This is a genomic window from Stutzerimonas stutzeri, from assembly GCF_024448955.1.
GTDB lineage: Bacteria > Pseudomonadota > Gammaproteobacteria > Pseudomonadales > Pseudomonadaceae > Stutzerimonas > Stutzerimonas stutzeri_AQ.
Genome location: NZ_JAMOIH010000002.1, coordinates 187,009 through 209,768, shown reverse-complemented (window position 1 = coordinate 209,768; position 22,760 = coordinate 187,009). Strand labels below are relative to the sequence as shown.

19 protein-coding genes are annotated in these 22,760 nt (G+C 60.9%); 10 read left to right on the top strand and 9 right to left on the bottom strand.

The annotated features are described in order from the left end of the window. Window positions 1–160 precede the first annotated feature (160 nt). The 7 genes from tssI (at window position 161) to NA645_RS02910 (ending at window position 9,128) form a co-directional block, all read left to right on the top strand. Complete coding sequence (tssI, locus tag NA645_RS02940; protein WP_256047438.1) at window positions 161–2,260, top strand: type VI secretion system tip protein TssI/VgrG; 2,100 nt, start codon at window positions 161–163, stop codon at window positions 2,258–2,260. Window positions 2,261–2,327: 67 nt separating this feature from the next. Further along, complete coding sequence (locus NA645_RS02935; protein ID WP_256047437.1) at window positions 2,328–5,597, top strand: hypothetical protein; 3,270 nt, start codon at window positions 2,328–2,330, stop codon at window positions 5,595–5,597. Beyond that, window positions 5,594–6,820: a hypothetical protein gene (locus tag NA645_RS02930; protein ID WP_256047436.1), complete on the top strand. Its 1,227-nt coding sequence runs from the start codon at window positions 5,594–5,596 to the stop codon at window positions 6,818–6,820. Before NA645_RS02935 ends, NA645_RS02930 begins: the two co-directional genes overlap by 4 nt. Window positions 6,821–6,927: 107 nt before the next feature. Then, the gene (locus NA645_RS02925; RefSeq protein ID WP_256047435.1) at window positions 6,928–7,713 is read left to right on the top strand and encodes a hypothetical protein; all 786 of its coding nucleotides are present in this window, start codon (window positions 6,928–6,930) and stop codon (window positions 7,711–7,713) included. Window positions 7,714–7,782: 69 nt separating this feature from the next. Continuing rightward, window positions 7,783–8,121: a hypothetical protein gene (locus NA645_RS02920; RefSeq protein ID WP_256047434.1), complete on the top strand. Its 339-nt coding sequence runs from the start codon at window positions 7,783–7,785 to the stop codon at window positions 8,119–8,121. Between the two features lie 67 nt (window positions 8,122–8,188). Beyond that, window positions 8,189–8,689, top strand: coding sequence for a hypothetical protein (locus NA645_RS02915; RefSeq protein ID WP_256047433.1), 501 nt, complete (start codon window positions 8,189–8,191; stop codon window positions 8,687–8,689). A 211-nt stretch (window positions 8,690–8,900) separates the two neighbouring features. Beyond that, the gene (locus NA645_RS02910) at window positions 8,901–9,128 is read left to right on the top strand and encodes a hypothetical protein (RefSeq protein WP_256047432.1); all 228 of its coding nucleotides are present in this window, start codon (window positions 8,901–8,903) and stop codon (window positions 9,126–9,128) included. A 125-nt stretch (window positions 9,129–9,253) separates the two neighbouring features. Here the strand turns inward: NA645_RS02910 and NA645_RS02905 are convergent, their stop codons facing one another. The 7 genes from NA645_RS02905 to NA645_RS02875 form a co-directional block, all read right to left on the bottom strand. Then, the gene (locus NA645_RS02905; protein ID WP_256047431.1) at window positions 9,254–10,450 is read right to left on the bottom strand and encodes a hybrid sensor histidine kinase/response regulator; all 1,197 of its coding nucleotides are present in this window, start codon (window positions 10,448–10,450) and stop codon (window positions 9,254–9,256) included. A 3-nt stretch (window positions 10,451–10,453) separates the two neighbouring features. Continuing rightward, the gene (locus NA645_RS02900) at window positions 10,454–11,056 is read right to left on the bottom strand and encodes a chemotaxis protein CheB (RefSeq protein WP_256047430.1); all 603 of its coding nucleotides are present in this window, start codon (window positions 11,054–11,056) and stop codon (window positions 10,454–10,456) included. Continuing rightward, window positions 11,053–11,871 (bottom strand): CheR family methyltransferase, encoded by an 819-nt coding sequence (locus tag NA645_RS02895; RefSeq protein ID WP_256047429.1) that lies wholly within the window; start codon window positions 11,869–11,871, stop codon window positions 11,053–11,055. The genes NA645_RS02900 and NA645_RS02895 overlap by 4 nt, the downstream gene beginning before the upstream one ends. A gap of 1 nt (window position 11,872) precedes the next feature. After that, complete coding sequence (locus NA645_RS02890; RefSeq protein WP_256047428.1) at window positions 11,873–15,385, bottom strand: response regulator; 3,513 nt, start codon at window positions 15,383–15,385, stop codon at window positions 11,873–11,875. A 396-nt stretch (window positions 15,386–15,781) separates the two neighbouring features. Beyond that, window positions 15,782–15,940: a YqaE/Pmp3 family membrane protein gene (locus NA645_RS02885; protein WP_131649596.1), complete on the bottom strand. Its 159-nt coding sequence runs from the start codon at window positions 15,938–15,940 to the stop codon at window positions 15,782–15,784. Window positions 15,941–16,333: 393 nt separating this feature from the next. Continuing rightward, window positions 16,334–16,555 carry a hypothetical protein gene (locus NA645_RS02880; protein WP_256047427.1) on the bottom strand — a complete coding sequence of 74 codons (222 nt, stop codon included), beginning with the start codon at window positions 16,553–16,555 and terminating at the stop codon, window positions 16,334–16,336. Continuing rightward, entirely contained in the window at window positions 16,555–17,388 is an 834-nt protein-coding gene (locus tag NA645_RS02875; protein WP_256047426.1) for an MBL fold metallo-hydrolase, read from the bottom strand. Before NA645_RS02875 ends, NA645_RS02880 begins: the two co-directional genes overlap by 1 nt. 212 nt (window positions 17,389–17,600) lie before the next feature. Here NA645_RS02875 and NA645_RS02870 point away from each other — a divergent pair, with 212 nt between their 5' ends. Genes NA645_RS02870 through NA645_RS02860 form a run of 3 tightly spaced genes read left to right on the top strand, consistent with a single transcriptional unit; the run spans window position 17,601 to window position 20,256 of the window. Then, complete coding sequence (locus tag NA645_RS02870; protein WP_256047425.1) at window positions 17,601–18,980, top strand: NfeD family protein; 1,380 nt, start codon at window positions 17,601–17,603, stop codon at window positions 18,978–18,980. Between the two features lie 3 nt (window positions 18,981–18,983). Continuing rightward, on the top strand, window positions 18,984–19,745 hold the full coding sequence (locus NA645_RS02865) for a slipin family protein (protein WP_272891945.1): 762 nt from the start codon (window positions 18,984–18,986) through the stop codon (window positions 19,743–19,745). Between the two features lie 13 nt (window positions 19,746–19,758). Then, window positions 19,759–20,256 carry an LEA type 2 family protein gene (locus NA645_RS02860; RefSeq protein WP_256047538.1) on the top strand — a complete coding sequence of 166 codons (498 nt, stop codon included), beginning with the start codon at window positions 19,759–19,761 and terminating at the stop codon, window positions 20,254–20,256. Between the two features lie 109 nt (window positions 20,257–20,365). Here NA645_RS02860 and treF read toward each other — a convergent pair whose 3' ends face one another. Both treF and NA645_RS02850 read right to left on the bottom strand, forming a co-directional pair. Next, entirely contained in the window at window positions 20,366–21,967 is a 1,602-nt protein-coding gene (gene treF, locus NA645_RS02855) for an alpha,alpha-trehalase TreF (RefSeq protein WP_256047424.1), read from the bottom strand. Beyond that, window positions 21,964–22,731: an SDR family NAD(P)-dependent oxidoreductase gene (locus tag NA645_RS02850; protein WP_256047423.1), complete on the bottom strand. Its 768-nt coding sequence runs from the start codon at window positions 22,729–22,731 to the stop codon at window positions 21,964–21,966. The genes treF and NA645_RS02850 overlap by 4 nt, the downstream gene beginning before the upstream one ends. Window positions 22,732–22,760 lie beyond the last annotated feature (29 nt).

The window sequence follows — 22,760 nt, the reverse complement described above, 5'->3', positions numbered from 1 at the left end:
GCGCACCCCGGCTGAAGCCTTTTTGCGAAACAGTAGCGGAAATTCGGACCGCGGCGTCGCAATGCGCGACTCAGCGCACCGCAACGCCGCCAGCGCGTGGTACATCAAGCCCCCGCATGCGCCCTGGCGCACACCATGGACGGATCCAGGAGGAACAAGGATGTTCGCCCCCGCCAACCAGAAGCACTTTTACCTGCACATCGAAGGCATCGAGCATGACCTTCAAGTGCTTGAGTTCAGCGGCCGAGAAGCCATCAGCCAGCCCTACCGCTTCGAACTGGAGCTGGTCAGCGAGCGGCCCGACTTGGATCTGGAAAGCCTGTTGCACCAATCCGCGTTTCTGGCATTCACAGCGGATGGCGCCGGCATCCACGGCCAGATCCACCGCGCCGCACAGGGCGAATCCGGCAAACGCCTGACTCGCTATCGGTTGGTCATCGTTCCGAAGCTCGCCTATCTGGCGCACCGGACCAACCAGCGAATCTTTCAGCACCTCTCGGTACCGCAGATCATCGCTCTGGTGTTGGAAGAGCACGGCATTCTCGCTGCCGACAGCCACCGTTTCGACCTTGGCCCAGTGATTTATCCTGAACGTGACTACTGCGTTCAGTACGACGAAACCGACCTGCACTTCATCCAGCGTCTGTGTGAGGAAGAAGGCATTCACTACCACTTTCGGCACAGCGAAGCCGGCCACATGCTGGTGTTCGGTGATGACCAGACGGTGTTCCCGAAACTTGCACCGGTCGCTTACCAGCAGGACAGCGGACTGGTTGCTGACGCGCCGGTCATCAAGCGCTTCGGCGTGCGCATCGAGACCCGCACCGGCCGCGTCACCCGCCGCGATTACGACTTCGAAAAGCCCCGTCTGATGCTGGAAGCCGGCGTTCGAAGCGACGCCCAGCCTGACCTGGAGGATTACGACTATCCCGGCCGCTTCGTCGATCGCGAGCGCGGCAAGCAACTGTCTCGGCGCGTTCTGGAACGGCACCGCCACGATTTCGAACTGGCCGACGGCGAAAGCGATCAGCCGCTGTTGGTCAGTGGTCACTTTCTCCCGCTCAGCGAGCACCCGCGTAGTGACTGGAATCAGCTGTGGCTGCTCAGCGAAGTTTTTCATGAGGGCAAGCAACCGCAAGTACTGGAGGAGTCAGCCACCGACGCGTCACGCCCGCGCGCACCAACCCCCTCTCCCCTCGGGGGAGAGGGCTGGGGTGAGGGGCTAGGGAGCATTGCCCAACGTTTCGGAGCAGACGCCTTCACTCAAGGCTACCGCAACCACTTCACCGCCACGCCCTGGGCCGTCCCCTTCCGCCCAGCGCTCAAACATCCCAAGTCCCGCATTCTCGGCAGCCAGAGCGCAGTCGTCACCGGCCCCGCCGGCGAGGAAATTCACTGCGACCAATACGGTCGTGTAAAAGTCCAGTTTCACTGGGATCGCGAGGGCCAAGCCGATGACAAGACGAGCTGTTGGCTGCGTGTATCCTCCAGCTGGGCTGGCGACCGCTACGGCGGCATCGCTATCCCTCGGGTCGGAATGGAAGTGCTGGTCACCTTCCTCGAAGGCGACCCCGACCAGCCGCTGATCACCGGCTGCCTGTACCACAAGGAAAATGCCGTTCCCTACGACCTACCGGCGAACAAGACCCGTAGCCTGTTCAAGACCCTCAGCTCGCCGGGTGGCGAGGGCTACAACGAACTGCGCATCGAAGACCGCAAGGGCGCCGAACAGATCTACCTCCACGCCCAACGTGACTGGGACGAGAACATCGAGCACGACCAGAAGATCCGCGTCGGCCATGAACGCCACGACACCGTCGAGGCCAATAGCCACAGCGAATTCCGCGCCGAAGAACACCGCACCACACACGCCGACCGCAAGACCGAGATCCGCGCCAACGACCACCTCACCGTGGGCAACAACCAGCACCTGAAAATCGGCAGCGGGCAGTTCGTCGAGGCGGGCAACGAAATTCACCTCTCCAGCGGCCTGAAAGTCGTCCTCGAAGCGGGCAGCGAGCTAACCTTCAAAGCCGCCGGCAGCTTCATCAAACTCGACGCCAGCGGCATCACTTTGGTTGGTCCGGTGATCAAGATGAACTCCGGGGGAGCGGGCAGTAGCGGCTCCGGGGCCAGCCCCATCATGCCGGTCAAACCAAAGCCGACCGATACCGCTCCAGTTGGGGAAAAAGCCGGAAAGGCCAGAGTTAATACCCTCTCTCCCCTCCTGAGCAGGGCGAGAAAGGACCAGCGATGCTGATTGTTGATGTCTGGGGGGACCCGGAACAGGGAGGACAAATCGACCTACTGGATCCGGAGGACAAAGCATGAGCAGCTTCAACGACCAAAACATCGAACAGGGCGTCCGCAAACGTACAGTGTATGAAAATACTCGTCGCGCCCGACTGGTGTTGAATGTTGATCGCAAGGACGGGGGCAAGCTGCAACTGCCCATACTGCTCGACGCCCGTGCTACTGAAGAAGAAGAGAATATCCAGCAGAACACCCTTTTGGCTGTGGTGCCAATGGCACGCCTACCGGGATACGACAGCCATAGCGAAGCCCCCAGGGGGGGGCTGCCACGCCCAGGCCGCATCTACGTTTTCCTGCAGAACAGGCTGTGGCGCGAGTTGGAGTGCGACGGCAGAGGGCAGTTGTCCGAAGTGGACGTCGCCCACTGGCGCAAGACGGCCGAGCAGGGAGGAAATGCTGACCAACGCGATCCCGTCGGCAAGACCCAACATCTCGTCATCCTACCGGTGATCCTACAGGGCCGCGACGTCGCCAATGAACTCTATATGACCTACAGCGAAATGCCCTGGACCTGGGAGTACATCCAATGGCTGGAAGCCAGCAGCGGCCGCATTAAGAACCGCTGCCAGAATATTCGCCCGGCGTGGGCCGCCGCGGTGGTCGATGCCAAGCAGTGGAAGCCGACCCAAACCATGCCGGCGCTCCCCATCGCCAACATCGCCCTTGGCCTCTGCGCTCGGGAACTGCATCTGGAAACCTTGCTCGACGATCCAGCGCTATTCACGCCTGCAATGCAGAAGCTACCTGAGAATCTGATGATCAGGCAGTTGGAGAATCGCCAACAGGAGTTGGCAAAGCATCTACAAGAAAATCCTCCCGAGCCAGTACCAGCGTCACTCGCCAACGCAGATCTTCTAGCGGAGTACCAGTTGCGCAACTACCCGAAGTTGGTTGGCCTGATACTCGACGACCCTCTGTTCGATCTGCGCCATGCGGTAGCGCAATCGCAGTTGGCGGTCGAACTGCTCCAAGCCCTCAACGCATTGGTACCTCACCAGCCATTTGGTCGCTACGCGGAGGCGCTCTATCAAGAAGTCATGTCGATAGACAATCTGAGCGCCTATGTAGACCGGGCAGCGCTGAACCGCACAATGCTGCACACCGAGCGCCAACAGACGCGGGAATGCCTATACCGGCAACAGGAGCGCATCCTTAGGCTAATTGATAAGAAATTACCGAGCGTCTGGAACGACTGGCTGTACTGCCGCGATGAACGCCTGCTAGAACCCTACGCTCTGCTGGTCGAACTACTCGAGTTGCTGCAACGCTCACCCAAAGCTTGCGATGCTCGCTGCATCGAAGCGGAAGATCGCAAGCACAGCGCTAAGATCAATGCAGTGGCTAAAAAGCTGATTGGCGCCAGCCATGCTTTAACCCGAGATTTACTGTCCAGCGCGCCAGATCAGTTGCCGGAAACCTTGCAACGTCTCAAGCAACTGAAGACCAGCCAGGACAACATCAACCCCGAGCGGCTGGGCATTAGTTCCCTGGCATTGCTGATTAGCCAGCAAAGCGAGGAAGGCCAAGCGGGCGACCAACCGCCAAATCACTCCTATGGCGTCCAGAATATTGCATTGGCCATTGACGAGCTCTTAGCCCACGTCGCCAAGGGCGTGGTGCAGATTATCAAGCGGCTATCCGCGCACCAGGAGCTTACTGTCGTTGAGATGCAGCGGGCATTCGCCCCCAGCTTCCGTACATTGCAAGATCTACATAGCCGGGGAATGTCCCTGAATATGGTGGAACAGGGCAAGGCGATAGCTCAGGGCAAGGCAGTAATAGGCGTCCATGGTGCAGGGCTGAGCTTCGGCATTACGCCTGGCGAACGCGCTGCGGTTACCCGTAAGAATTACCTGTATGCCAGCCTGGAGGACAGCGGTGGCAGGGTACGTGCCACCAGCAGCGGCAAACTGGCTGTACGCCTCAACTTCGCCAGTAAGGACTTGGGCCGCCTGCTAATGGTGGTCGGCGATGTCGATGACCCGCTGGTCCAGGATTTCAATAAATGGCGTTTCGGCATAAATCATCTGGACACGGCGGAGAAGCTATCCAAGTCGACCAAACTGCCGTTACTAGCATCGGTGTTGGCGCTCTACAACCTGCATGTAAATACGTTTGGGGCGCAGGAGCTCTGGAAGCAGGAGACGGGGCGCTCGATCGCTGGACTTCTGTCTGCAACCGCCGACCTTGGCCTAGCGGCTAATAGCGTTGCATTGAAACTGCTGGAAAAGAACCAGCGCCTGCGCGCGCCCTGGTACGTCTGGTGGGAGTCGGGTCGCTTCGATGTTTCGCGCGTTAACAATACGCTGGGGCAGCGTTGGGCGACGAACCTGGCGCAGCGCACCGGCGGCGGCACTTGGCTGACCTGGTCCCGCCTTGGCTCGACGGGAGCCATGAGCCTGACCGCATTCGTCTTCGCCTGGGACGCCTACCGCGCCAGCCGCGACGGCGAGCAGGACGTGGCCGTGGCCAATGCCATCACCGCCAGCGGCGCCGGGGTCTGGGCGCTGTATACGGTGGGCCTGCTGGCCAGTCCTTGGCTGTTGGGCATCGGCGTAGTGGCGCTGGTGGGCGGTTCCGTCGCCGCCGCCGTGCTCAGCGACAGCGCCCTGGAACAGGCCGTCAAGCATGGTCCCTTCGGCCGTGAGCAGCGTCTACCGCAGATGAACGACCCGGTACAGGCCTACCAGCAGCTGCTCGGTGCCCTGGGCGCCCCCCAGTTGCAGATCGAGCGCCTGCAGGACTGGCAGAACAGCGCCAGGGTAAAGGACAAGGCCCGCTTTGACGAAGCCCTGACGAAAAAGAATATCGCCGCCAGCCCCTACGATTGGGTGGTGATACTACACAGCCCGCTGCTGGGCCAGTTCAACGCAGAACACGGCTTCGCCCTGACCGCCACCGAACGCGTGCGGATCCGAGGACACATCAGCGGCTGGTCCTACCAAAGTAAGGAAATAGATCGCGCCAAGTTGAATGCACTGATACTCGACAACAGCAGGGCGCTCTATCTGGTTCCGGCGCAATTTCCGATAGTCCCGCATTACGACATGAGCCGCGTGCGACTAGCGACCGAATATGGCCTCAAGGTTTGCGGCCAGTTCCATCTGGGGGAACTGCGGTGCCGCGCCGATGACCCGTTTCCGGCATACGCGTCCATGATCATCCCTCAACCCAAGCCACGTGCTTGGAAACCCTATAATCCGGCCTTACGGCCCGGCCCGAGAGACGAGGACGGCGACAAACCCTATTGGCTGATCGCAGAACGGGACTACGCCAAGATATGAACGCGCCTATCGATATGCTCCAAGCCTCCTACGGCTCCGCCGCTTACCGCGGCGATGCGGTGCCCGCCCAGCCGCCACACAAATGGCGCGAGGACGCCAAGCGCGGCAGCCTGACCCGCACGCCCCTGCGCTGGGGTCACTACGCCCACCTGGAGCCCTGGCAGGACGTGGGCTTCCAACTGCAGGGCGACACCAAAGATTACCTAGAACAAACCGGACAGGCCGACCTGTATGTCAATCATCAGCGCTGGCGCTTCGAAAACTCAAATAAACTGCTGATCCTGATCCCCTTCTTGAAATGGTGGTCGATTCTCTTTATTCCTTGGCTCTTCTGGATGTTTGCCATGGTCGAACCAATCCCAACGGAGATGGAATTCTCCATGGTGATTGGCTATCTCCTAGTGCTTTTCACGCTGGGCATGATGGGACTAAGCATGTGGTTTATGTCGGAGCAAAGCCGTTACAAGCGTTATCTCATCCAAGTGGGCTCAGGCTTTGCCATCGCCCTTTTAAGCACGCTACTCACCTTCCAAACCTCGGAGCATGGCGCCAACCTATTCTGGCTGCCCGCCGGCATGGCCTTTTCGGTGCTGATGGGCCAGGTCGGCTGGGACTATCTGCTCGACCTCTACCTGCGCCTGTTCCAGCACGACGGCAGCGAGCTGAATCGTCAGACCGGCACGGTCACCGTCGCCCGACGCTTCCGTAAGTCCTTCACCGCGCCCTTCTACGAATTCGACGCCACCATGGAATTCCGCCCCGGCCCCCATGGCAGCGGCGGCATGGCCATCTGGCTGCACCATCGCTACCACGACTTCGAGGTGTTTCTTGGCGGCAAGCTGCAATCCCTGGGCATGACCCGCGAAGAATGCCTGGCCTTCTGGGATACCTTGCAGCGCTATATGGACGTCAGCCAGCCGCTGCCCGAACTGCCGGTGCTGGAACAGTTCCGCCATCTGGACCCGACCAGCGCCGCTCATGATGCAACCACTGGACGACCGCCTCGGAGATGGCGCGATGCCAAATACCGGGTATGGGAGCGTAAGGAGCGTCCAGCCATGATGGAGCGCAACCAGAAACACTCTTGGCAGCAGCATCCCTGCATTATCGAAGCCGCTATAAACCCCGCACTCAGCATCGAAGCCTATTACCGCAGCCAGGAAGCCAAGGGCATCCAGGCTACCCCCAGAGCCGACGATTTCGATAATGTGCACCGGGGTTGATGTGGCTGTGGCACCGTCGCCTACCGTTGCTTACCTACCTGCTGCGCTAGGAAGGCGGACGCCAATCACAGCAGCCTGAGCTTCAGTACTGGGGCGAAAAAAGCCATATGGCGTCTACTGCTGACACGCCGCTCTTCAGCGGCAGCAGCGCGCTGTTTGGCTTGAACCCTTTTGGTCTTGCCGCACTGCTACTTATCGTGATCGGCGCCGGCCTGGTTTTCTGGCTGAGCAGCACCCAGTTGGAAGACTGGCTGGAGTGCGGCCCCTTTGGCGAGAAGCAGTTCGGCTATCTGGTGAGCGATACGCAGGAGGCCTTCTATCGCCTGGTCGGTATCTTCGCCGGTATCCGCATCGCCATCGAGCCCAATCCTTATTTCAAGCCTTACGCCAAGCTAGATATGAACCAGGATGCCGAGCTACGCAAGCTGGCCAGTGCCAATACCCGCATCCGCATCCGCAGCAATCTGCCTGGCCTGCTGGCTCACATAGGCGACGTCAACATCGAAGCCCATACCCGCTTGCGCAGCAGTGAAATACGCTATCGCGGTAACGGCGAGCCGTTTCCACCGACAATCAAGGTACATAACCCTGATCCAGTGGCCCAGCGCAAACTGCCTGATGGCCGCGAACTCTATATGACCACACCGCCTACACGGCGCTGGACGGGTAATCCGCGCGACACCAGTCTGTATCACGAATGGCAGGTACGGGCACAATTGCGCCTGGTGCTGGATACCGGTGAAAAGGGCCACCGACCCGGCGCACTTCTCTGGCTATTCCCAGCACCGCCGATCAGAGGCGGCAAGGTGGATGCAACCAATACACCAGCCGCAAACTTCAACAAGACCGACGCTCCCTTCTGGGCCGATGAGAAGACCCATGCCGAATCCTGATCGCTTCTACAGCCCCGGCGCCTACGATCCGGAGCAGATTCCCGAGCAACCACCAGCCGAGAAACAGCCGTGGCTACGCCGCTTTGGCAGCGTGCGTTTGCCCTGGGGGGCACTCAGGACATGCTCCCTTACTGTGTACTGACGAATATCAAACCAACTGATTTACGTTTGGTGGAGACGATCACAAAGGAAAAAGCAGAGCAGTTAGAACAAGGAACCTATGTTCCGAAATTACTGGAGCACTTAGACCTGCATGATCGTTTAGATAACGAAAAGATCAGGCATGCTCAGTTCCCTGGTAGCTCAAAATTTTGGATTTACTTAAAGACGCTTGGAGAGGTAGGGGTTTTTTTCTATCTCCAATTGCACTTCTCTCATTTGCATCAATCACTAACCACTCACAAGTAGGCTGGCAAAGCGAGCTATCAAAAACCTTTTAGACGCTTTTGTTTTTGTTGTCCTACCTTCTCTATTGATGTGGGGGCTAGGCTGGCTCGTAATCAATCACTTCCCCAAACTCTGGATAAAACCCTCCAGAGGCCCACTCTGGGAATTTAACCGCCGTACCGGGCTGGTCACCGTCTTCGATTACGACAATAACGGTGAATACAAAAAGAACGGCACCATTGGCGAAAAGGTTGCGCCCTTCTACGAGTTCGATGCCTATATCACCACCACACCGGATCGTCAGGGCCTTCCAAACAACGTGCTGTGCATCGTCCATCGCTACCGGGATATCTGGATCAATATGGCCAACTTCGTCGGTGCCAGCGGCAGCACCTCCGTGCCCTGCGCACTCTGGGACTACCTGCAGAACTATATGGATATCAGCAAACCCCTGCCGGACACCCCGGAGCTGGAAGCCTTCCGCCACCTCGACCCACCACCGCCGAACACGACCGCCAAATCGGTCGTGCACCTCGCTACTGGCGCGATATGGACGATGAAATCTTCAAGGCCAAGGTGCGCGAAATGACCGAACGCATCCCCCAGATCGACACCTTCGGTCGTCCCAACCTGATGGCGTTGCACGTGAGCTACGGCAGTTGAGTAAGGCTGCCGCCCCGGCGCGCTTGACCGGCTATTCTCGGCACCGCCGATCAGGGGCAGCGAGGTGAATGCAACCAAAGCACCAGCCGCATACGTCAACCAAACCGACGTTCCGTTCTGGGCCGATGAGAAGACCCATGCCGAATCCTGATCCTTTCTATAGCCCTAGCGCCTACAACCCGGAGCGGGTTCCTGACCAGCCGCCAGCCGAGAAACAACCCTGGCTGCGCCGCTTCGGCAGCGTGCGCCTGCCCTGGGGCAGCACTCAGGACATGCTTCCTTCGTGTGTACTGACAAATATCAAGCCAGCCGATTTGCGTTATCAGGAAGAGCTAGACAGAGTTAGATTCCGACTCGATCAATGACCTGCCACTGCTCGAACAGGCCGCCCATCCGAATGTGGTGAATCCCGATCTACTGTTGCGTGAACAGGCCGATGCTCGGAGCCGACCGCAACTGTCCTGGTCCTGACGCCCCCTCCGGAACCGCTTTAGACCTCAACGTCCAACGGCAGCAAGACCCGGAATAGCGCGCCCTTGCCCTCTTCGCTTTCGACCTGAATGCGACCGTCATGCGCTTTGACGATCTGCTCGGCAATGAACAACCCAAGCCCCAGTCCGGCGCTGGTTTCGCTGCCTTCAGCCCGCTCGAACTGGCAGAAAATTCTTTCGAGGCTCTTCTGGCTGATGCCGATGCCCTGATCGCGCACTTCGATACAGGCAGTCACCGGAGTCGCGCTGACGTTGACCTGCACAGGCTTGCCGGCGCCGTAGCGCATTGCGTTGGTCAGTAGATTGGCCAGCACCTGCTCGATGCGAAACTCATCCCAGACGCCGACGATCGGCTCCGGTCGCTGAAATAACAACGCGCACCCGCTGGCCTCCATCTGCGACGCGAAATTCTCTACAACGCTGGCGACCAGCTTGCCCAGATCGAAGCGGTTGGGGCGGATCGACAGTTTGCCAGTGCGAATGCGCGAGACATCGAGCATGTCATCGATCAGGCGGATCAGGCTACGGATCTGCCGCTCGTCCTTGTCGACCATCTGCCGCAGCTTGTCGTCGCTGAACGCGGCGAAGTTGTTCCGCCCGAGCTGCAGCTTGCGCAGCTGGACTTCGAGGATGAGGGTGTTGAGGGGCGTTTTCAGCTCATGGGAGACGATCGACATGAAGTCGTCGCGCATGCGCACGGCATCTTCGAGTTCGGCCTTGGTGCTGCGTAGCTGATCGAGCAACACTTCCTGCTCGCGGCGGCTGCGCTCGAGCGCTTCGAGCTGACGCGCCATCCGCTTGCGGTTGCGGTAGAGATCGACGAATACGCTGACCTTGCTACGAACCGCATGAGTATCGAGCGGCTTGTGCATGAAATCCACCGCGCCGCTCTCGTAGCCCTTGAAGGCATAGTTGAGTTCGCGCCCGGCCGCGCTGACGAAAACGATGGGGATCTGCTTGGTGCGCTCGGTACCGCGCATCATCTCTGCCAGCTGGAAGCCATCCATGCCAGGCATCTGCACGTCGAGAATGGCCAATGCGAACTCATGCTGAAGCAACAGTTCAAGTGCCTGTTCCGCCGATTCGGCCTGATGCACGCGAACGCCCGGGTTCCTGAGAATGGCATCCAGCGCCAGCAGGTTTTCCGGCAGGTCATCGACGATCAGTAGGTTCGCTTCATCGGTATGGTCAGGCATGGGTCACTCCAGTTCACGCAACAGTCGATGAATATCGCGCAAGGGCAAAATGTAATCCGGCGCAAAGCGCTGGAGTGCGGCCAAGGGCATGGTCTGAACCTCGGCTTCGCCAGGGTCCTGAACGATGGTCATGCCGCCGGCCCGTTTGATCGCTTCGAGGCCTGCCGCGCCGTCTTCGTTGGCGCCGGTCAGCAGGATACCGGCAACGCGCTCGCCCCAGGCATCGGCGGCCGATTCAAACAAGACATCGATCGAGGGGCGGGAGAAGTGCATCGCATCGTCCTGGCTGAGCGATAGGGTCAGGTCCGCCTCTACTAGCAAGTGGTAACCGGGCGCGGCGAAATACAGGGTCGCACCGCATACCGGCTCTTTGTCGTCCGCTTCCTTGACCTTCAGCTCGGTCTTGCGCTGGAAGATCTCGGCGAGCTGCGTCGGTCCGCTAGCTGGCACGTGTTGCACCATCAATAGCGGCAGCCGGAACCTCGCCGGCAATCCGCTGACCAGAACGCTCAGAGCGGCCAGCCCGCCCGCCGAAGCACCGATCACTACGGCATCGACGGGCCGGGCGGGCCGGCTGGCAGAAAGACTGGGGGCCGCGCGTGTCATAGCTTGCGAAAGATCCGTTGCTGCTTGTCGAACGCCTCGTAACGGTCGGCATGACCTGAGAACTCGACGGTTTCCTTGCTGCCCAGGCCAAGAAAGCCGCGATGGCAGAGGGATTCGTGGAACAGGCCAAAGGCCCGGTCCTGCAGCGGTTTGTTGAAGTAGATCAGCACGTTGCGGCAGGAAATCAGCTGGGTCTCGGCGAAGACGCTGTCGGTCGCCAGGCTATGGTCGGCAAAGGTCACCTGGTCCTTCAGGGTCTTGTCCATGATCGCCGAGTCATAAGCGGCCGTGTAGTAATCGCTGAGGCTGCGCTTGCCGCCGGCGCGCTGGTAGTTGGTCGTGTACTGCTGCATGTCGCCGATATCGAAGATGCCCTGGCGCGCCTGCTCCAGCGATCGCGGATTGATATCGGTGGCGTAGAGAATGGTGCGTTCCAGCAGGCCCTCCTCCCTGAGCAGGATCGCCATCGAGTAGACCTCTTCCCCGGTGCTGCAGCCGGCGATCCAGATTTTCAGCGACGGGTAGGTGCGCAGCACCGGGACGACCTGCTCGCGCAGCGCCAGGTAATAACTGGGGTCGCGGAACATCTCGCTGACCGGGATCGTGAGGAACTGCAAGAGCTCCATGAAGGCTTGCGGATCGTAGAGAATCTTGCGCTGCAGTTCCGAGATGCTTTCGCACTGCATCTGGTTCAGCGCCAGTAGCACCCGGCGCTTGAGCGAAGCGCCGGAATAGTCGCGAAAATCGTAGCTGTAGCGCAGATAGATGGCTTCGATCAGCAGCTTCAGCTCGATGGCCTGATTGCGGTGAGGCATGTCACAACAGCTCCACTTTCGGTAGCCATACACGAATCAGCGAGAACAGACGGTCAAGATCGATGGGTTTGGCCAGGTAGTCGTTGGCTCCGGCGCGCAAGCAGCGGTCCTGATCGTTGTTCATGGCTTTGGCAGTGACTGCGATGATAGGCAGTTTGGCGAAGCGCGAATCCTTGCGGATCTCCTGCATCGCGGTAAAACCGTCCATCTCCGGCATCATGATGTCCATCAACACCAGATCAATATCGGACACGTTCTGTAGTTGAGCGATGGCCTCGTGGCCGTTGCGAGCGATTTCGATCAGCGCGCCCTTCTGCTCCAGCGCACTGGTCAGCGCGAAGACGTTACGCACATCGTCGTCGACCACCAGAATCTTGCGTCCCTCGAAGGCCTTCTCGCGGCTGCGCACGCTTTTCAGCATCTTCTGCCGCTCCGGCGCCATGTCCGATTCGACCTTGTGCAGAAACAGCGTGACCTCGTCGAGCAGCCGCTCCGGCGACCGCGCGCCCTTGATGATGATCGAGCGCGAGTATTTCATCAGCGACGCTTCTTCATCGCGCGTCAGGTTGCGGCCGGTATAGACGATGACCGGCGGGAAGGAACAGATGTCCTCGCGGGCCATGCGTTCAAGCAACTCGTGACCATCCATGTCCGGCAGCTTGAGATCGATGATCATGCAGTCGAACAGCGTCGATCTCAGCAGTTCGAGGGCCTGCTCGCCGAACTCCACCGCCGTGATTTCCACATCGATGTCTTCGATCAGCCGCGACACGCTCTCGCGTTGGCGGGCATCGTCCTCGACCAGCAGGATGCGCTTGACCTTCTGAGCCAGCTTCGCCTCCAGCCGGCCGAATACTTTCTTGAGGTCGTCGCGGGTGGTGGGTTTGGTGGCGTAGCCGATGGCGCCCATTTGCAGGGCGGCCTCCTTGCGGTCTTCCACGGACACGATATGCACCGGGATATGCCGCGTGACAGGATTTTCCTTGAGCCGCTCGAGCACGGTCAGGCCGGAATGATCGGGCAGTCGCATGTCCAGCAGGATCGCATCAGGGCGGTACTGCACGGCGGTGTCGAAACCGTGATCGGCGCTCTGCGCGATCAGGCAGCTGTACTTCAGCTCGTGCGCGAGGTCGCGGAGAATGCAGGCGAACTGCGGCTCGTCTTCGATCACCAGCACCGAGCGTCCGAATGGAAGGGCGTCACGGTCGTCAGCCAGAGCCGGCACGCTCGGCTCCTGCGCGCGTAGCGGTGCGGCCGGCGAAGGCGCGGCATGCACAAGCGCCATGGACACCGATGCGGCAGACGCTTCGATCGGCGCGGCGGCAGACAATTCCGGCTCCTGTACAGCCACCGGGGCGCTGTAGTTCTCTGGAACGATCAGCGTGAACAGGCTGCCGGCGCCCGGCTCGCTGCTCACTTCGATGGTGCCGCCCAGCAATTGGGCGAGTTCGCGGGAAATCGACAGGCCCAGGCCAGTGCCGCCATAGCGGCGATTAGTGGTGCCGTCGGCCTGACGGAACGCCTCGAAGATCACATCCTGCTGATCGGCCGGAATACCGATCCCCGAATCACGCACCGCGAAGGCGACCTGTCCTTCACCATGGCGCATCACACGCAGCTCCACCGAGCCCTTCTCGGTGAACTTGAAGGCGTTCGACAGCAGGTTCTTGAGAATCTGCTCCAGTCGCTGTCGGTCCGTATAGAGGCTCGACGGCAAGTCTTCGGCCAGTTCGACCTGGAACTGCAGCGATTTTTCCAGCGCCTGTGCGAGAAACAGGCTCTTCAGCCCGTCGATCATGCGTGTCAGAACGAGCAGTTCAGGCCGCACGTCGAGCTTGCCGGCTTCAACTTTGGAGATATCGAGAATGTCGTTGATCAGATTGAGCAGATCGTTGCCGGCCGAATAGATCGAGCGCGCGAACTGCACCTGATCGTCGCTCAGGTTGCCTTCGGGATTGTCGGACAGCAGCTTGGCGAGAATCAGTGAGCTGTTAAGCGGAGTGCGTAGCTCGTGCGACATGTTGGCGAGGAATTCCGACTTGTAGCGGCTCGCGCGCTGCAGCTCGTCGGCACGCTCTTCGAGCATCAGCTGCACTTCATGCAGGCGATTGTTCTTCAGGTCCATCTCATCGCGCTGACGCGCCAGCTCCTCGGAGTGCTCGGCCAGTTGCTCGTTGGTCTGTTCCAGTTCGGCCTGCTGCTCTTCCATGTGCGCCTGCGATTCACGCAGGGCGTTGGATTGCTCTTCGAGCTCCTCATTGGCAGCGCGCAGCTCTTCCTGCTGCACCTGCAGTTCTTCGTTGAGCTGCTGGGTCTCGGCCAGCATCCGCTGCAGACGCTGGCGATAGCGCGCGGCCTCGATGGCCGAACCGATGCTTTCGCTGACGCGCCGCAGCAACTCGCTGTCTTCTTCGTGCAGGGGCCGCAGGAAGCCGATCTCCAAAACGGCATTGAGCATGCCGCTGTCTTCCACGGGAACGATCAATACCGATCTGGCGTCGGTGTTGCCCAACGCCGAAGTGACCTTCATATAGCCGGCCGGCACGCTGTCGAGCGCCATCGCCCGCCGCTCCAGGGCCGCCTGCCCGACCAGCCCTTCGCCGATTTCCAGCGTCCGGTCACTGTGCAGCTTGTCTTTGTCCCAGCCGAACGCCGCGACCCGCTGCAGCTTGCCGTCCTGCGTCACGTAGAGCGCTCCGACCGCGACGTCGAGATAGCGCGAGAGGAAGCTCAGAACGTTCTGCCCCAGCGTCGGCAGCGCCTGCTCACCGATCATCGATTCGCTGAGTTGGGTCTGGCCGGTGCGGTACCAGGCCTGCTTCTCCAGCGCCGCGGCATGCGCCTGTTGTTGCTCCAGTGATTTGGCATAGCTGTCGGACAGATTGATCAGGTCGCGGCGCCCGAAGTAAACCAGCAGACCACTGAACACCAGGCTGAATAGCAGAAAACCGCCGATCAGCACCGTAGTGACCACTTCCGACGTGTCGGTAAGCTCGGCACGAGTCTGACGTTCATAGGCAATGAAGTCGTTGAGCAGCCGACGCTGCTCCTCCTTCAGGTCCAGCCCGCGCTTGCTGCGTACGTACTCGGTTATGGGCTCGTTCCGTGCACGGCGCTCAATGGCCTCTTCGGCATATCCGAGCCACTGCCCATGAAGCTGCTTCATACGCTCAACACGATCCAGTTGCACCGGGGTATCGCTCGCGTAGTCCTCGAGCCGGTTCATCAGGTCGCCGAATACCGGCAGCTCTTTTCGGTAAGGCTCGAGAAAAATCTCCTCGCCAGCGATGAGATAGCCACGCATGGAGGCTTCCATATCGCCCGCGACTTTCAGCATGTCGTGCGCGTAGGCAACGCCATGAACCGAGCGCTCGACCCAATGGCTGACGTTCAACAGGTAATAGACGATGGCGCTGAAGAAAAATGCGCTGAGAAACCCGAAACCAAGGGGCACCGCCACATTGCGGTTGAGGATGCGCCTGAAGTTTTCTCGATTGATGAAAGAGTCGCCCATTTGGTTTCCTTCCCGGGTGCTGGCGCGATGACCGATACCCACAGCAGCGCGGGCAGCTGCGTCGCTAGCAAGCGAACGCTCCACATCCCGTCAAGTTCAAAGGTGATTCGCGCGAGATAGGCTCACGCAGCAAGTCGACCGGAGACTTTACACCGCTGCGGTTGCGAGCACAAAAAACCCAGCTGAATGGCCGGGTTCAGACCATCCTGCCGGGCAAGGGTTCGTTTTCTATCAAGAACTCGCGCCGGAGCGATTCATCCGGCCCGTAGTCGCTCCCGAGTCGGCTCTCGCTGGGGTTGTTCGACGTAACAGCAGGCGACGCAGAAGTCGTGCCCTTGAGGACGAAGCGTCCGGCGCCTGCGCCAAGCTGAGCCGGACCGCTCTACCGCAACGCCATCAGCGCCGCGCGATGATCCAGACCGCGTGGATGATGCCTGGAATGTAGCCCAACAGCGTCAGCAGGATATTCAGCCAAAAGGCTCCACCGAAGCCGACCTGTAGAAACACCCCCAATGGAGGCAGAAGTATCGCGATGATGATTCGGATCAGGTCCATGTGTGTCCCCTCGGGTCTGTGCAGGCTGAAAAAGCTCACTTGAATCGACCTGATCACGCCTTGGGGGTTCCTTCGGTTCCCTGGCGCACAAGCGCAGCAGCAACGCGGAAGGAACGGCAACCGCCGTCGATGGACAGCGGCTGTCAGAACCGGGTGCGGCCGTTTGAGCCGCAGGGGGCGCCACAGGCACCGATAGGGAGGAGACGCAACAGGCGGCGTGGTTGGCCAATCGTTGCGATACGCATCGCCTTGTGGGCGGTACGCATTGCCAAGCGGCTTCGCTTAGCCTGCTAACTATTACAGAAGCGGCGCAGGCACTCCATACGCTGAAAGTCGAATCCTCGCGAAGGGATTGCCCGAACCGGCTTCATTTCCATCTGCCAGCGGATTAGGTCAGTCCTCGGTCGGCGGCGCTCCAGATCGCTCCCCGCGCTTGCGACGCACGTTGACCCACGACAGCACGGCCAGCGCCAGCATCAGGCCAGCCATGTTGAAGTTGCCCACCAGCACGTAGCCCAACCCGGCGAGCGAGCAGGCTACCAGACCGACCCAGCGTACGTACTTCATCATGGCGCCTACCGGCCCGCCCAAGCGCTCTTCGTCATGTCGCGACATCAACCCTGCCTCGCGCGCATGCGTTCGAGTTCCTTGGCATCGTGGCTGCAGAACAGCGTCACCTCGCCCTTGTGTTCCAACGACAAGGTCCAGAGTCGATGCTGATTGGACAGGCGCGCCGGACGGTCGACTTCCATCATGCGCTGGTACAAACGCAGGCCCGGCGTGCAGTAACGCTCGGTCTGGCCGACTTCGTCGCGGTAGAAATAGGCGTCGCCGGCGTGCAGCAGCCAGCCCTGGTCGGTCTGCAGCGCGACGCCCGCATGGCCGTGGGTATGGCCGGTCAGCGGGATGAGCAAAAGCTCTGGCGGCAGCCCGCGCAGCTCTTTGACGGCCTGGAAACCGAACCAGTTATCGCCGCCCGGCTCGTAGAATTGCCAGTTGCGCACCTCGTCCCATTGCCGATGACGGTAACGCCGATGGCCGATAAAGCTGTGAGTCGAGCGCGCCGCGTCCATTTCCCGCTGCAGCACGTGGACCTGGGCCTCAGGGAAATCCTCCAGGCCACCGGCATGATCGAAGTCCAGGTGAGTCAGCAGAACGTGCCGAACGTCTTCGGGCCTGAAACCAAGCTGGCGCACCTGCTCCAGCGCCGTGAAGCGGCGCTCGAACTTGATGTTGTTGAAGGCGATGAAGAACTGGCTGAGGCGCTTGCGTGGCTCCAGTACATCGCAGCTGCCGAAGCCGGTATCGACCAGCACCAGCCCGTGCTGCTCGGTCTCGATCAACAGGCAGTGGCAGACGAGGCTGGCGGTCAGCCCATCACTGAAGCCATCGAACAGCTTGCCGCCCACCGGACACATGCAGCCGCAATTGAGATGGTGAATACGCATGGAAGACTCCTCATGGAGCGGGCCGGCGCGACAACTCCGCGCAAATATCAACGTCGTGTGAATTGTGAGGCCCGATGGCGCCCGAGAGTTCAGGCGCCTGTCTCTTGCGGACGATCCGACGTCGTGACAGGAACCTCGCGTCAACTGGGCTACCCTCTCTGATACCGCCGCGATACATCATCGCGCATCGTCGATTCGGGAGGTTCACGCCTATGCGCCGCCGCCCCTTTGCTCGATTGGCCTGGCTGCTGACGCTCTTGCTGGCTTCATGGCTCGGGTTCGCAGGCACGACTCAGGCAGCGGCTGCGGTGACGGTGCTGCGGGTCGACGGGGTGATTGGCCCGGCCAGTGCCGACTACATTGCCAGCGGCATAGAGCGCGCCGTGCAAAACGATGCGCAGCTGTTGGTTCTGGAGTTGGACACACCCGGCGGGCTGGACAGCTCCATGCGCGCCATCATCAAGGAAATCCTCGCTAGCCCCGTTCCGATCGCCACCTATGTCACGCCCAGTGGCTCGCGTGCCGCTAGCGCCGGTACCTACATGCTCTACGCCAGCCATATCGCCGCGATGGCGCCGGGCACCAACCTCGGCGCCGCTACGCCGGTGCAGATCGGCGGCTCGCCAGGCAACCCATCCGAGAAGCCAGACGCCGAAAAGGCTGATTCCGATAACAGCAGCGATGCCATGAGCCGCAAGCAGGTCAACGACGCAGCTGCGTATATCCGCGGCCTGGCGCAGCTGCGCGGGCGCAATGCCGAATGGGCGGAGCGGGCGGTGCGCGAAGCGGTCAGCCTGTCCGCCAGCGAGGCTTTGGAGCTTAAGGTGGTCGATTACCTCGCCGCCGATATCGATGAACTGCTCGGCACACTCGACGGCAAAACTATCCAGACCAGCGCTGGCGAGCAAAGGCTGCAGACCGCCAACGCAACGCTCGACCACTACGAACCGGACTGGCGGGTGCGCCTGCTGGCCGTGATCACCAACCCCAGTGTGGCACTGATTCTGATGATGATCGGGATCTACGGATTGATATTCGAGTTCTCCAATCCCGGCACTACCGGCGGTGGCGTGATCGGCGGTATTTGCTTGCTGCTGGCGTTGTATTCCTTGCAACTGTTGCCGGTGAACTACGCCGGGGTGGCGCTGATTCTGCTGGGCCTGGGCTTCATGATCGCCGAAGCGTTCGCGCCCAGTTTCGGCGTGCTTGGCCTGGGTGGCGTCGCCGCCTTCGTCACCGGCTCGGTCATCCTGATCGATACCGAGGTGCCGGGCTACGGTATTCCCCTGACCTTGATCGGCACGCTGGCCTTGGTCAGCGCATTCGTGTTGTTCGCCATCGTCAGCATGGCGCTCAAGGCGCGTCGGCAGCGCGTGGTCAGCGGTGACGCCGAGCTGATCGGTAGCCTGGCGCCGGTCAGCCGCATTCAGGCGGACGACCCGGCTTGCGGCTGGGTACAGCTGCAAGGCGAACACTGGCAGGTCCGCAGCGCGGCTCCCTTGCATCTGGGTCAACAAGTCCGTGTCGTGGCGAGACACGGGCTGCAACTGGACGTCACTGCGGCCGACGCGCCGCCAATCGAGAAGAGGTGAACCATGGGTTTTGAAATGAGCTTCATCGCGGTTCTGGTGCTGTTGATTGCACTGCTCGCATCGACCTTCCGCATACTGCGCGAATACGAGCGTGGCGTAGTGTTCCAGCTGGGGCGCTTCTGGAAGGTCAAGGGGCCGGGGCTGATCATGATCATTCCCGGCATCCAGCAGATGGTTCGGGTCGATCTGCGCACGCTGGTGCTGGACGTGCCGACGCAAGACGTGATCTCTCGCGATAACGTTTCGGTCAAGGTCAACGCGGTGGTCTACTACCGCGTGCTGGATGCCGAGAAGGCCATCATTCAGGTCGAGGACTACCATTCGGCAACCAGCCAGCTGGCCCAAACCACGCTGCGTGCGGTACTCGGGAAGCACGATCTGGACGACATGCTGGCCGAGCGTGAACAGCTCAACAACGATATCCAGCAGGTGCTGGATGCGCAGACCGACGCCTGGGGTATCAAGGTGGCGAATGTCGAGATCAAGCACGTCGATCTCGACGAATCGATGATCCGCGCCATCGCCCGCCAGGCCGAGGCGGAACGTGAGCGGCGGGCCAAGGTCATTCATGCTGAGGGCGAGCTGCAGGCGTCGGAGAAACTGATGCAGGCTGCCGAGATGCTTGGCCGTCAGAACGGGGCGATGCAGCTGCGCTACATGCAGACCCTGAGCAACATCGCTGGCGACAAGAACTCGACCATCGTCTTCCCGCTGCCCATGGAACTGTTGCAAGGCCTGGGCAACCTCACCAAAAAAACCGAGTGAACATCCTATGCGCATGCGCCGAGCCGTACCCGTTACCGCCCTGCTGTCGGTCCTCATGCTCGTGCTGAGCCTGGCCGGCTGCGCGGCGCTCAGCCCGCGCGACCCGCTCAACGTCCAGGTCGCCGGTATTCAGCCGCTGCCCGGTGAGGGTTTGGAGCTGCGCATGGCGGTCAAGCTGCGGGTGCAGAACCCCAACGACATGGCGCTGGATTACAACGGCGTGGCGCTCGATCTGGAAATCAACGGTCGACGCCTGGCCAGCGGCGTCAGCGACGAGCGCGGCAGCGTGCCGCGTTTCGGCGAAACCGTTTTGACCGTTCCGGTGACCATCTCCGCGTTCTCCGCCGCGCGACAAGCGCTGGGGCTGGCCGAGCATGTCGGCATGGAAGAGGTGCCTTACGTGCTGCGCGGAAAGCTCGCCGGCGGGCTGTTCGGCACCCAGCGCTTCGTCGAGAAAGGGACGCTGGATTTGTCCGGGGCGCTCACCAGCCCTTATCGCCGAAATCCGTAAAGACCAGATAGTCCGTAGGGCCGGATTCATTCGGCCGCAGATTGGGAAGTCCGCCAAAGCCATTCAATGTGCCGCGCGGCAGACCTAAACGTGTCACTCCCGACTTCGCTCACGCCGAGCGGCACTGCCCCGCCCGACAACGATGCACTTCATGGGTCGGGTCTTCCTGCATCAGCTTGCGGGTCACACCGTTAGTCCAGCCGAAACCGTCCTGCAGAGGATATTCCCCACCGGTCGCATGTTCGACGCAGGGCCGCAGGACGTACTTCTCCACCAGCTTGCTTTCCCGCTCGAAGAGGTGCGAGACGATGCTCAGCCAGCGCTCTTCGATCTGCAGTGCCAGCGCTTCGTGACCGTAGGCCTGCAGCCCACGAATGCCTATCCACTGCAGCGGCGCCCAGCCGTTGGGGCGGTCCCATTGCTCGCCGCTGTCGCCGACTTCGGTGGTCGACAGTCCGCCCGGCGCGAGCAGCCGTTCGCGGACGATATCGGCGACGCGCGCCGCCTGCTCGGCGCTGGCAAGCTGCACGAACAGTGGCGTCAACGTCGCGGCGGTGAGGTTGTCGCGCGGTTTTTGCAGCGTCCAGTCGTAATCGAAATAGGCGCCGTGCCGGTCGCTCCATAGATACCGGTCGATCGCCTTCAGACGCACCTCCGCACGTTGGCGAAACTCGGCAGCGCAGCCGTGCTGGCCCTTCACCTCGCTGAGACGGGAGATTTGCCGTTCGAGCTTGTAAAGGAAGCTATTCAGATCCACCGGAATAATGTTGGTGGTACGAATGCTGGATAGCCGCTGCGGGTCGCCCAGCCAGCGCGAACTGAAATCCCAGCCCGACTCCGCGCCCGCGCGCAGGTCGCGGTAGACCTCATGCGCCGGCCGGCTCGATGAGCGCGCGGTCTCGATGTCTTCGAGGTATGACTCCTCGCGCGGCGTATCGCGGTCATCCCAGTAACGGTTGAGCACGCTGCCATCGGCCAGGCAAACGCAGCGGCGATGCGTCTCGCCCGGACGCAGCTGGTCGCCGCCATCGGTCCAGAACGCATATTCCTTGCGCAACTGCGGCAGGTAATCGCTGGCGCGATGCACGCCGGTTTCCTCGAACAGATCGGTCATGAACGCGAATACCGGCGGCTGCGAGCGGCTCAGGTAATAGGAGCGGTTGCCGTTGGGTATATGGCCATAGGTATCGATCAGGTAGGCGAAGTTGTCGGCCATCGAACGCAGCAGCTCACAATGCCCGCTCTCGTCCAGGCCGAGCATGGTGAAGTAGGAATCCCAGTAATACAGCTCGGTGAAACGCCCGCCCGGCACTACATAGTCGTGCGGCAGGGGCAGCAGCGAAGAAAACTCCGGGTGCTGGCGTGGATGGCGGGTCAACACCGGACATAGCCGGTCGATGTGCTCGCTCAGGCTGTCGTTGGGATTGGCGACGAACGCCTTCGCTGGCAGTTCGAATACGCTGAAGTGCTCGTGAACGAAGGCGCGCAGATCGAAACCGGGCTCGCCCGATCGAGCGCGATAGGCTTCGAGAATGCGCTCGGGATGCTGGCGCGGCGCGCAGTCGACGAAGGTCTTGCTATCCGGAAACACACGCTGTGTCTGCACCGCCACGAAGAGCTCCTGATAGCGGTCCGCCGGAGTCAGGGTGTCGGCGGCGGAGACCGCATGCGTGTCGTAATCGAAGGGGCCTTTATGATCGATATCAGTCATTGCTCGCTGTAATTCCATAGCAGTCCGCCGTCTATCACCAGCGTGGTGCCAGTGATGTAATCGGCCTCGTCAGAGGCTAGGAAGGCCACCGCGCCCGCCACGTCGCGTGGCTGGCCGAGGCGGCCGGCGGGGATGTTCTCCAGCAGGCCGGCGAGTTTTTCCGGCTGGTTCATCAGCGAGCGATTGATCGGCGTCTCGATCGCGCCCGGCGCAACGTTGTTGACGGTGATGCCCAACGGCGCCAGCTCGATCGCCAGGTTGCGCATGAGCATTTTCAAACCGCCCTTGCTGGCGCAATAACTGGTGAAGTTGGGGAATGGCAACTCCTCGTGAACCGAGCTGTTGTTGATGATGCGCCCGCCCCGCCCCTCGTCGCGCAGGTATCGCGCAAACGCCTGAGCAGTAAAGAACGGCCCGCGCAGATTGACGTTCAGTACTTGGTCGTAATCGGCCTCGCCGGCATCGAGAAAGGCTGCATGCTTCTGCACCCCGGCGTTGTTGACGAGGATATCCAGGCGGCCCATCTGCTCGACCGCTTGCTCGACCAGCCGCTGGCATTCGGCGACCACGCCGACATCGGCAGAGATGAAGCAGGCACGCCGGCCCAGCGCGCGGATCTGTTCGAGGGTCTCCCGAACGTCGTCGTCATCGTGCCGCCCGTTGATGACCAGATCAGCCCCCGCCTCGGCCAGGCGTACGGCGATACCGCGACCGATGCCCTGCGAGCCACCGGTAACCAATGCAACCTTGTCGTGCAAATTCATCGCAGACCTCATGTGGCTGTCGGAGCGCA

Bases quoted from the DNA above. Each gene is read 5' to 3' on its own strand.
- tssI (WP_256047438.1), top strand. From the start codon at position 161: ATGTTCGCCCCCGCCAACCAGAAGCACTTTTACCTGCACATCGAAGGC.
- NA645_RS02935 (WP_256047437.1), top strand. From the start codon at position 2,328: ATGAGCAGCTTCAACGACCAAAACATCGAACAGGGCGTCCGCAAACGT.
- NA645_RS02930 (WP_256047436.1), top strand. From the start codon at position 5,594: ATGAACGCGCCTATCGATATGCTCCAAGCCTCCTACGGCTCCGCCGCT.
- NA645_RS02925 (WP_256047435.1), top strand. From the start codon at position 6,928: ATGGCGTCTACTGCTGACACGCCGCTCTTCAGCGGCAGCAGCGCGCTG.
- NA645_RS02915 (WP_256047433.1), top strand. From the start codon at position 8,189: ATGTGGGGGCTAGGCTGGCTCGTAATCAATCACTTCCCCAAACTCTGG.
- NA645_RS02910 (WP_256047432.1), top strand. From the start codon at position 8,901: ATGCCGAATCCTGATCCTTTCTATAGCCCTAGCGCCTACAACCCGGAG.
- NA645_RS02905 (WP_256047431.1), bottom strand. From the start codon at position 10,450: ATGCCTGACCATACCGATGAAGCGAACCTACTGATCGTCGATGACCTG.
- NA645_RS02900 (WP_256047430.1), bottom strand. From the start codon at position 11,056: ATGACACGCGCGGCCCCCAGTCTTTCTGCCAGCCGGCCCGCCCGGCCC.
- NA645_RS02895 (WP_256047429.1), bottom strand. From the start codon at position 11,871: ATGCCTCACCGCAATCAGGCCATCGAGCTGAAGCTGCTGATCGAAGCC.
- NA645_RS02890 (WP_256047428.1), bottom strand. From the start codon at position 15,385: ATGGGCGACTCTTTCATCAATCGAGAAAACTTCAGGCGCATCCTCAAC.
- NA645_RS02885 (WP_131649596.1), bottom strand. From the start codon at position 15,940: ATGGACCTGATCCGAATCATCATCGCGATACTTCTGCCTCCATTGGGG.
- NA645_RS02880 (WP_256047427.1), bottom strand. From the start codon at position 16,555: ATGTCGCGACATGACGAAGAGCGCTTGGGCGGGCCGGTAGGCGCCATG.
- NA645_RS02875 (WP_256047426.1), bottom strand. From the start codon at position 17,388: ATGCGTATTCACCATCTCAATTGCGGCTGCATGTGTCCGGTGGGCGGC.
- NA645_RS02870 (WP_256047425.1), top strand. From the start codon at position 17,601: ATGCGCCGCCGCCCCTTTGCTCGATTGGCCTGGCTGCTGACGCTCTTG.
- NA645_RS02865 (WP_272891945.1), top strand. From the start codon at position 18,984: ATGGGTTTTGAAATGAGCTTCATCGCGGTTCTGGTGCTGTTGATTGCA.
- NA645_RS02860 (WP_256047538.1), top strand. From the start codon at position 19,759: ATGCGCCGAGCCGTACCCGTTACCGCCCTGCTGTCGGTCCTCATGCTC.
- treF (WP_256047424.1), bottom strand. From the start codon at position 21,967: ATGACTGATATCGATCATAAAGGCCCCTTCGATTACGACACGCATGCG.
- NA645_RS02850 (WP_256047423.1), bottom strand. From the start codon at position 22,731: ATGAATTTGCACGACAAGGTTGCATTGGTTACCGGTGGCTCGCAGGGC.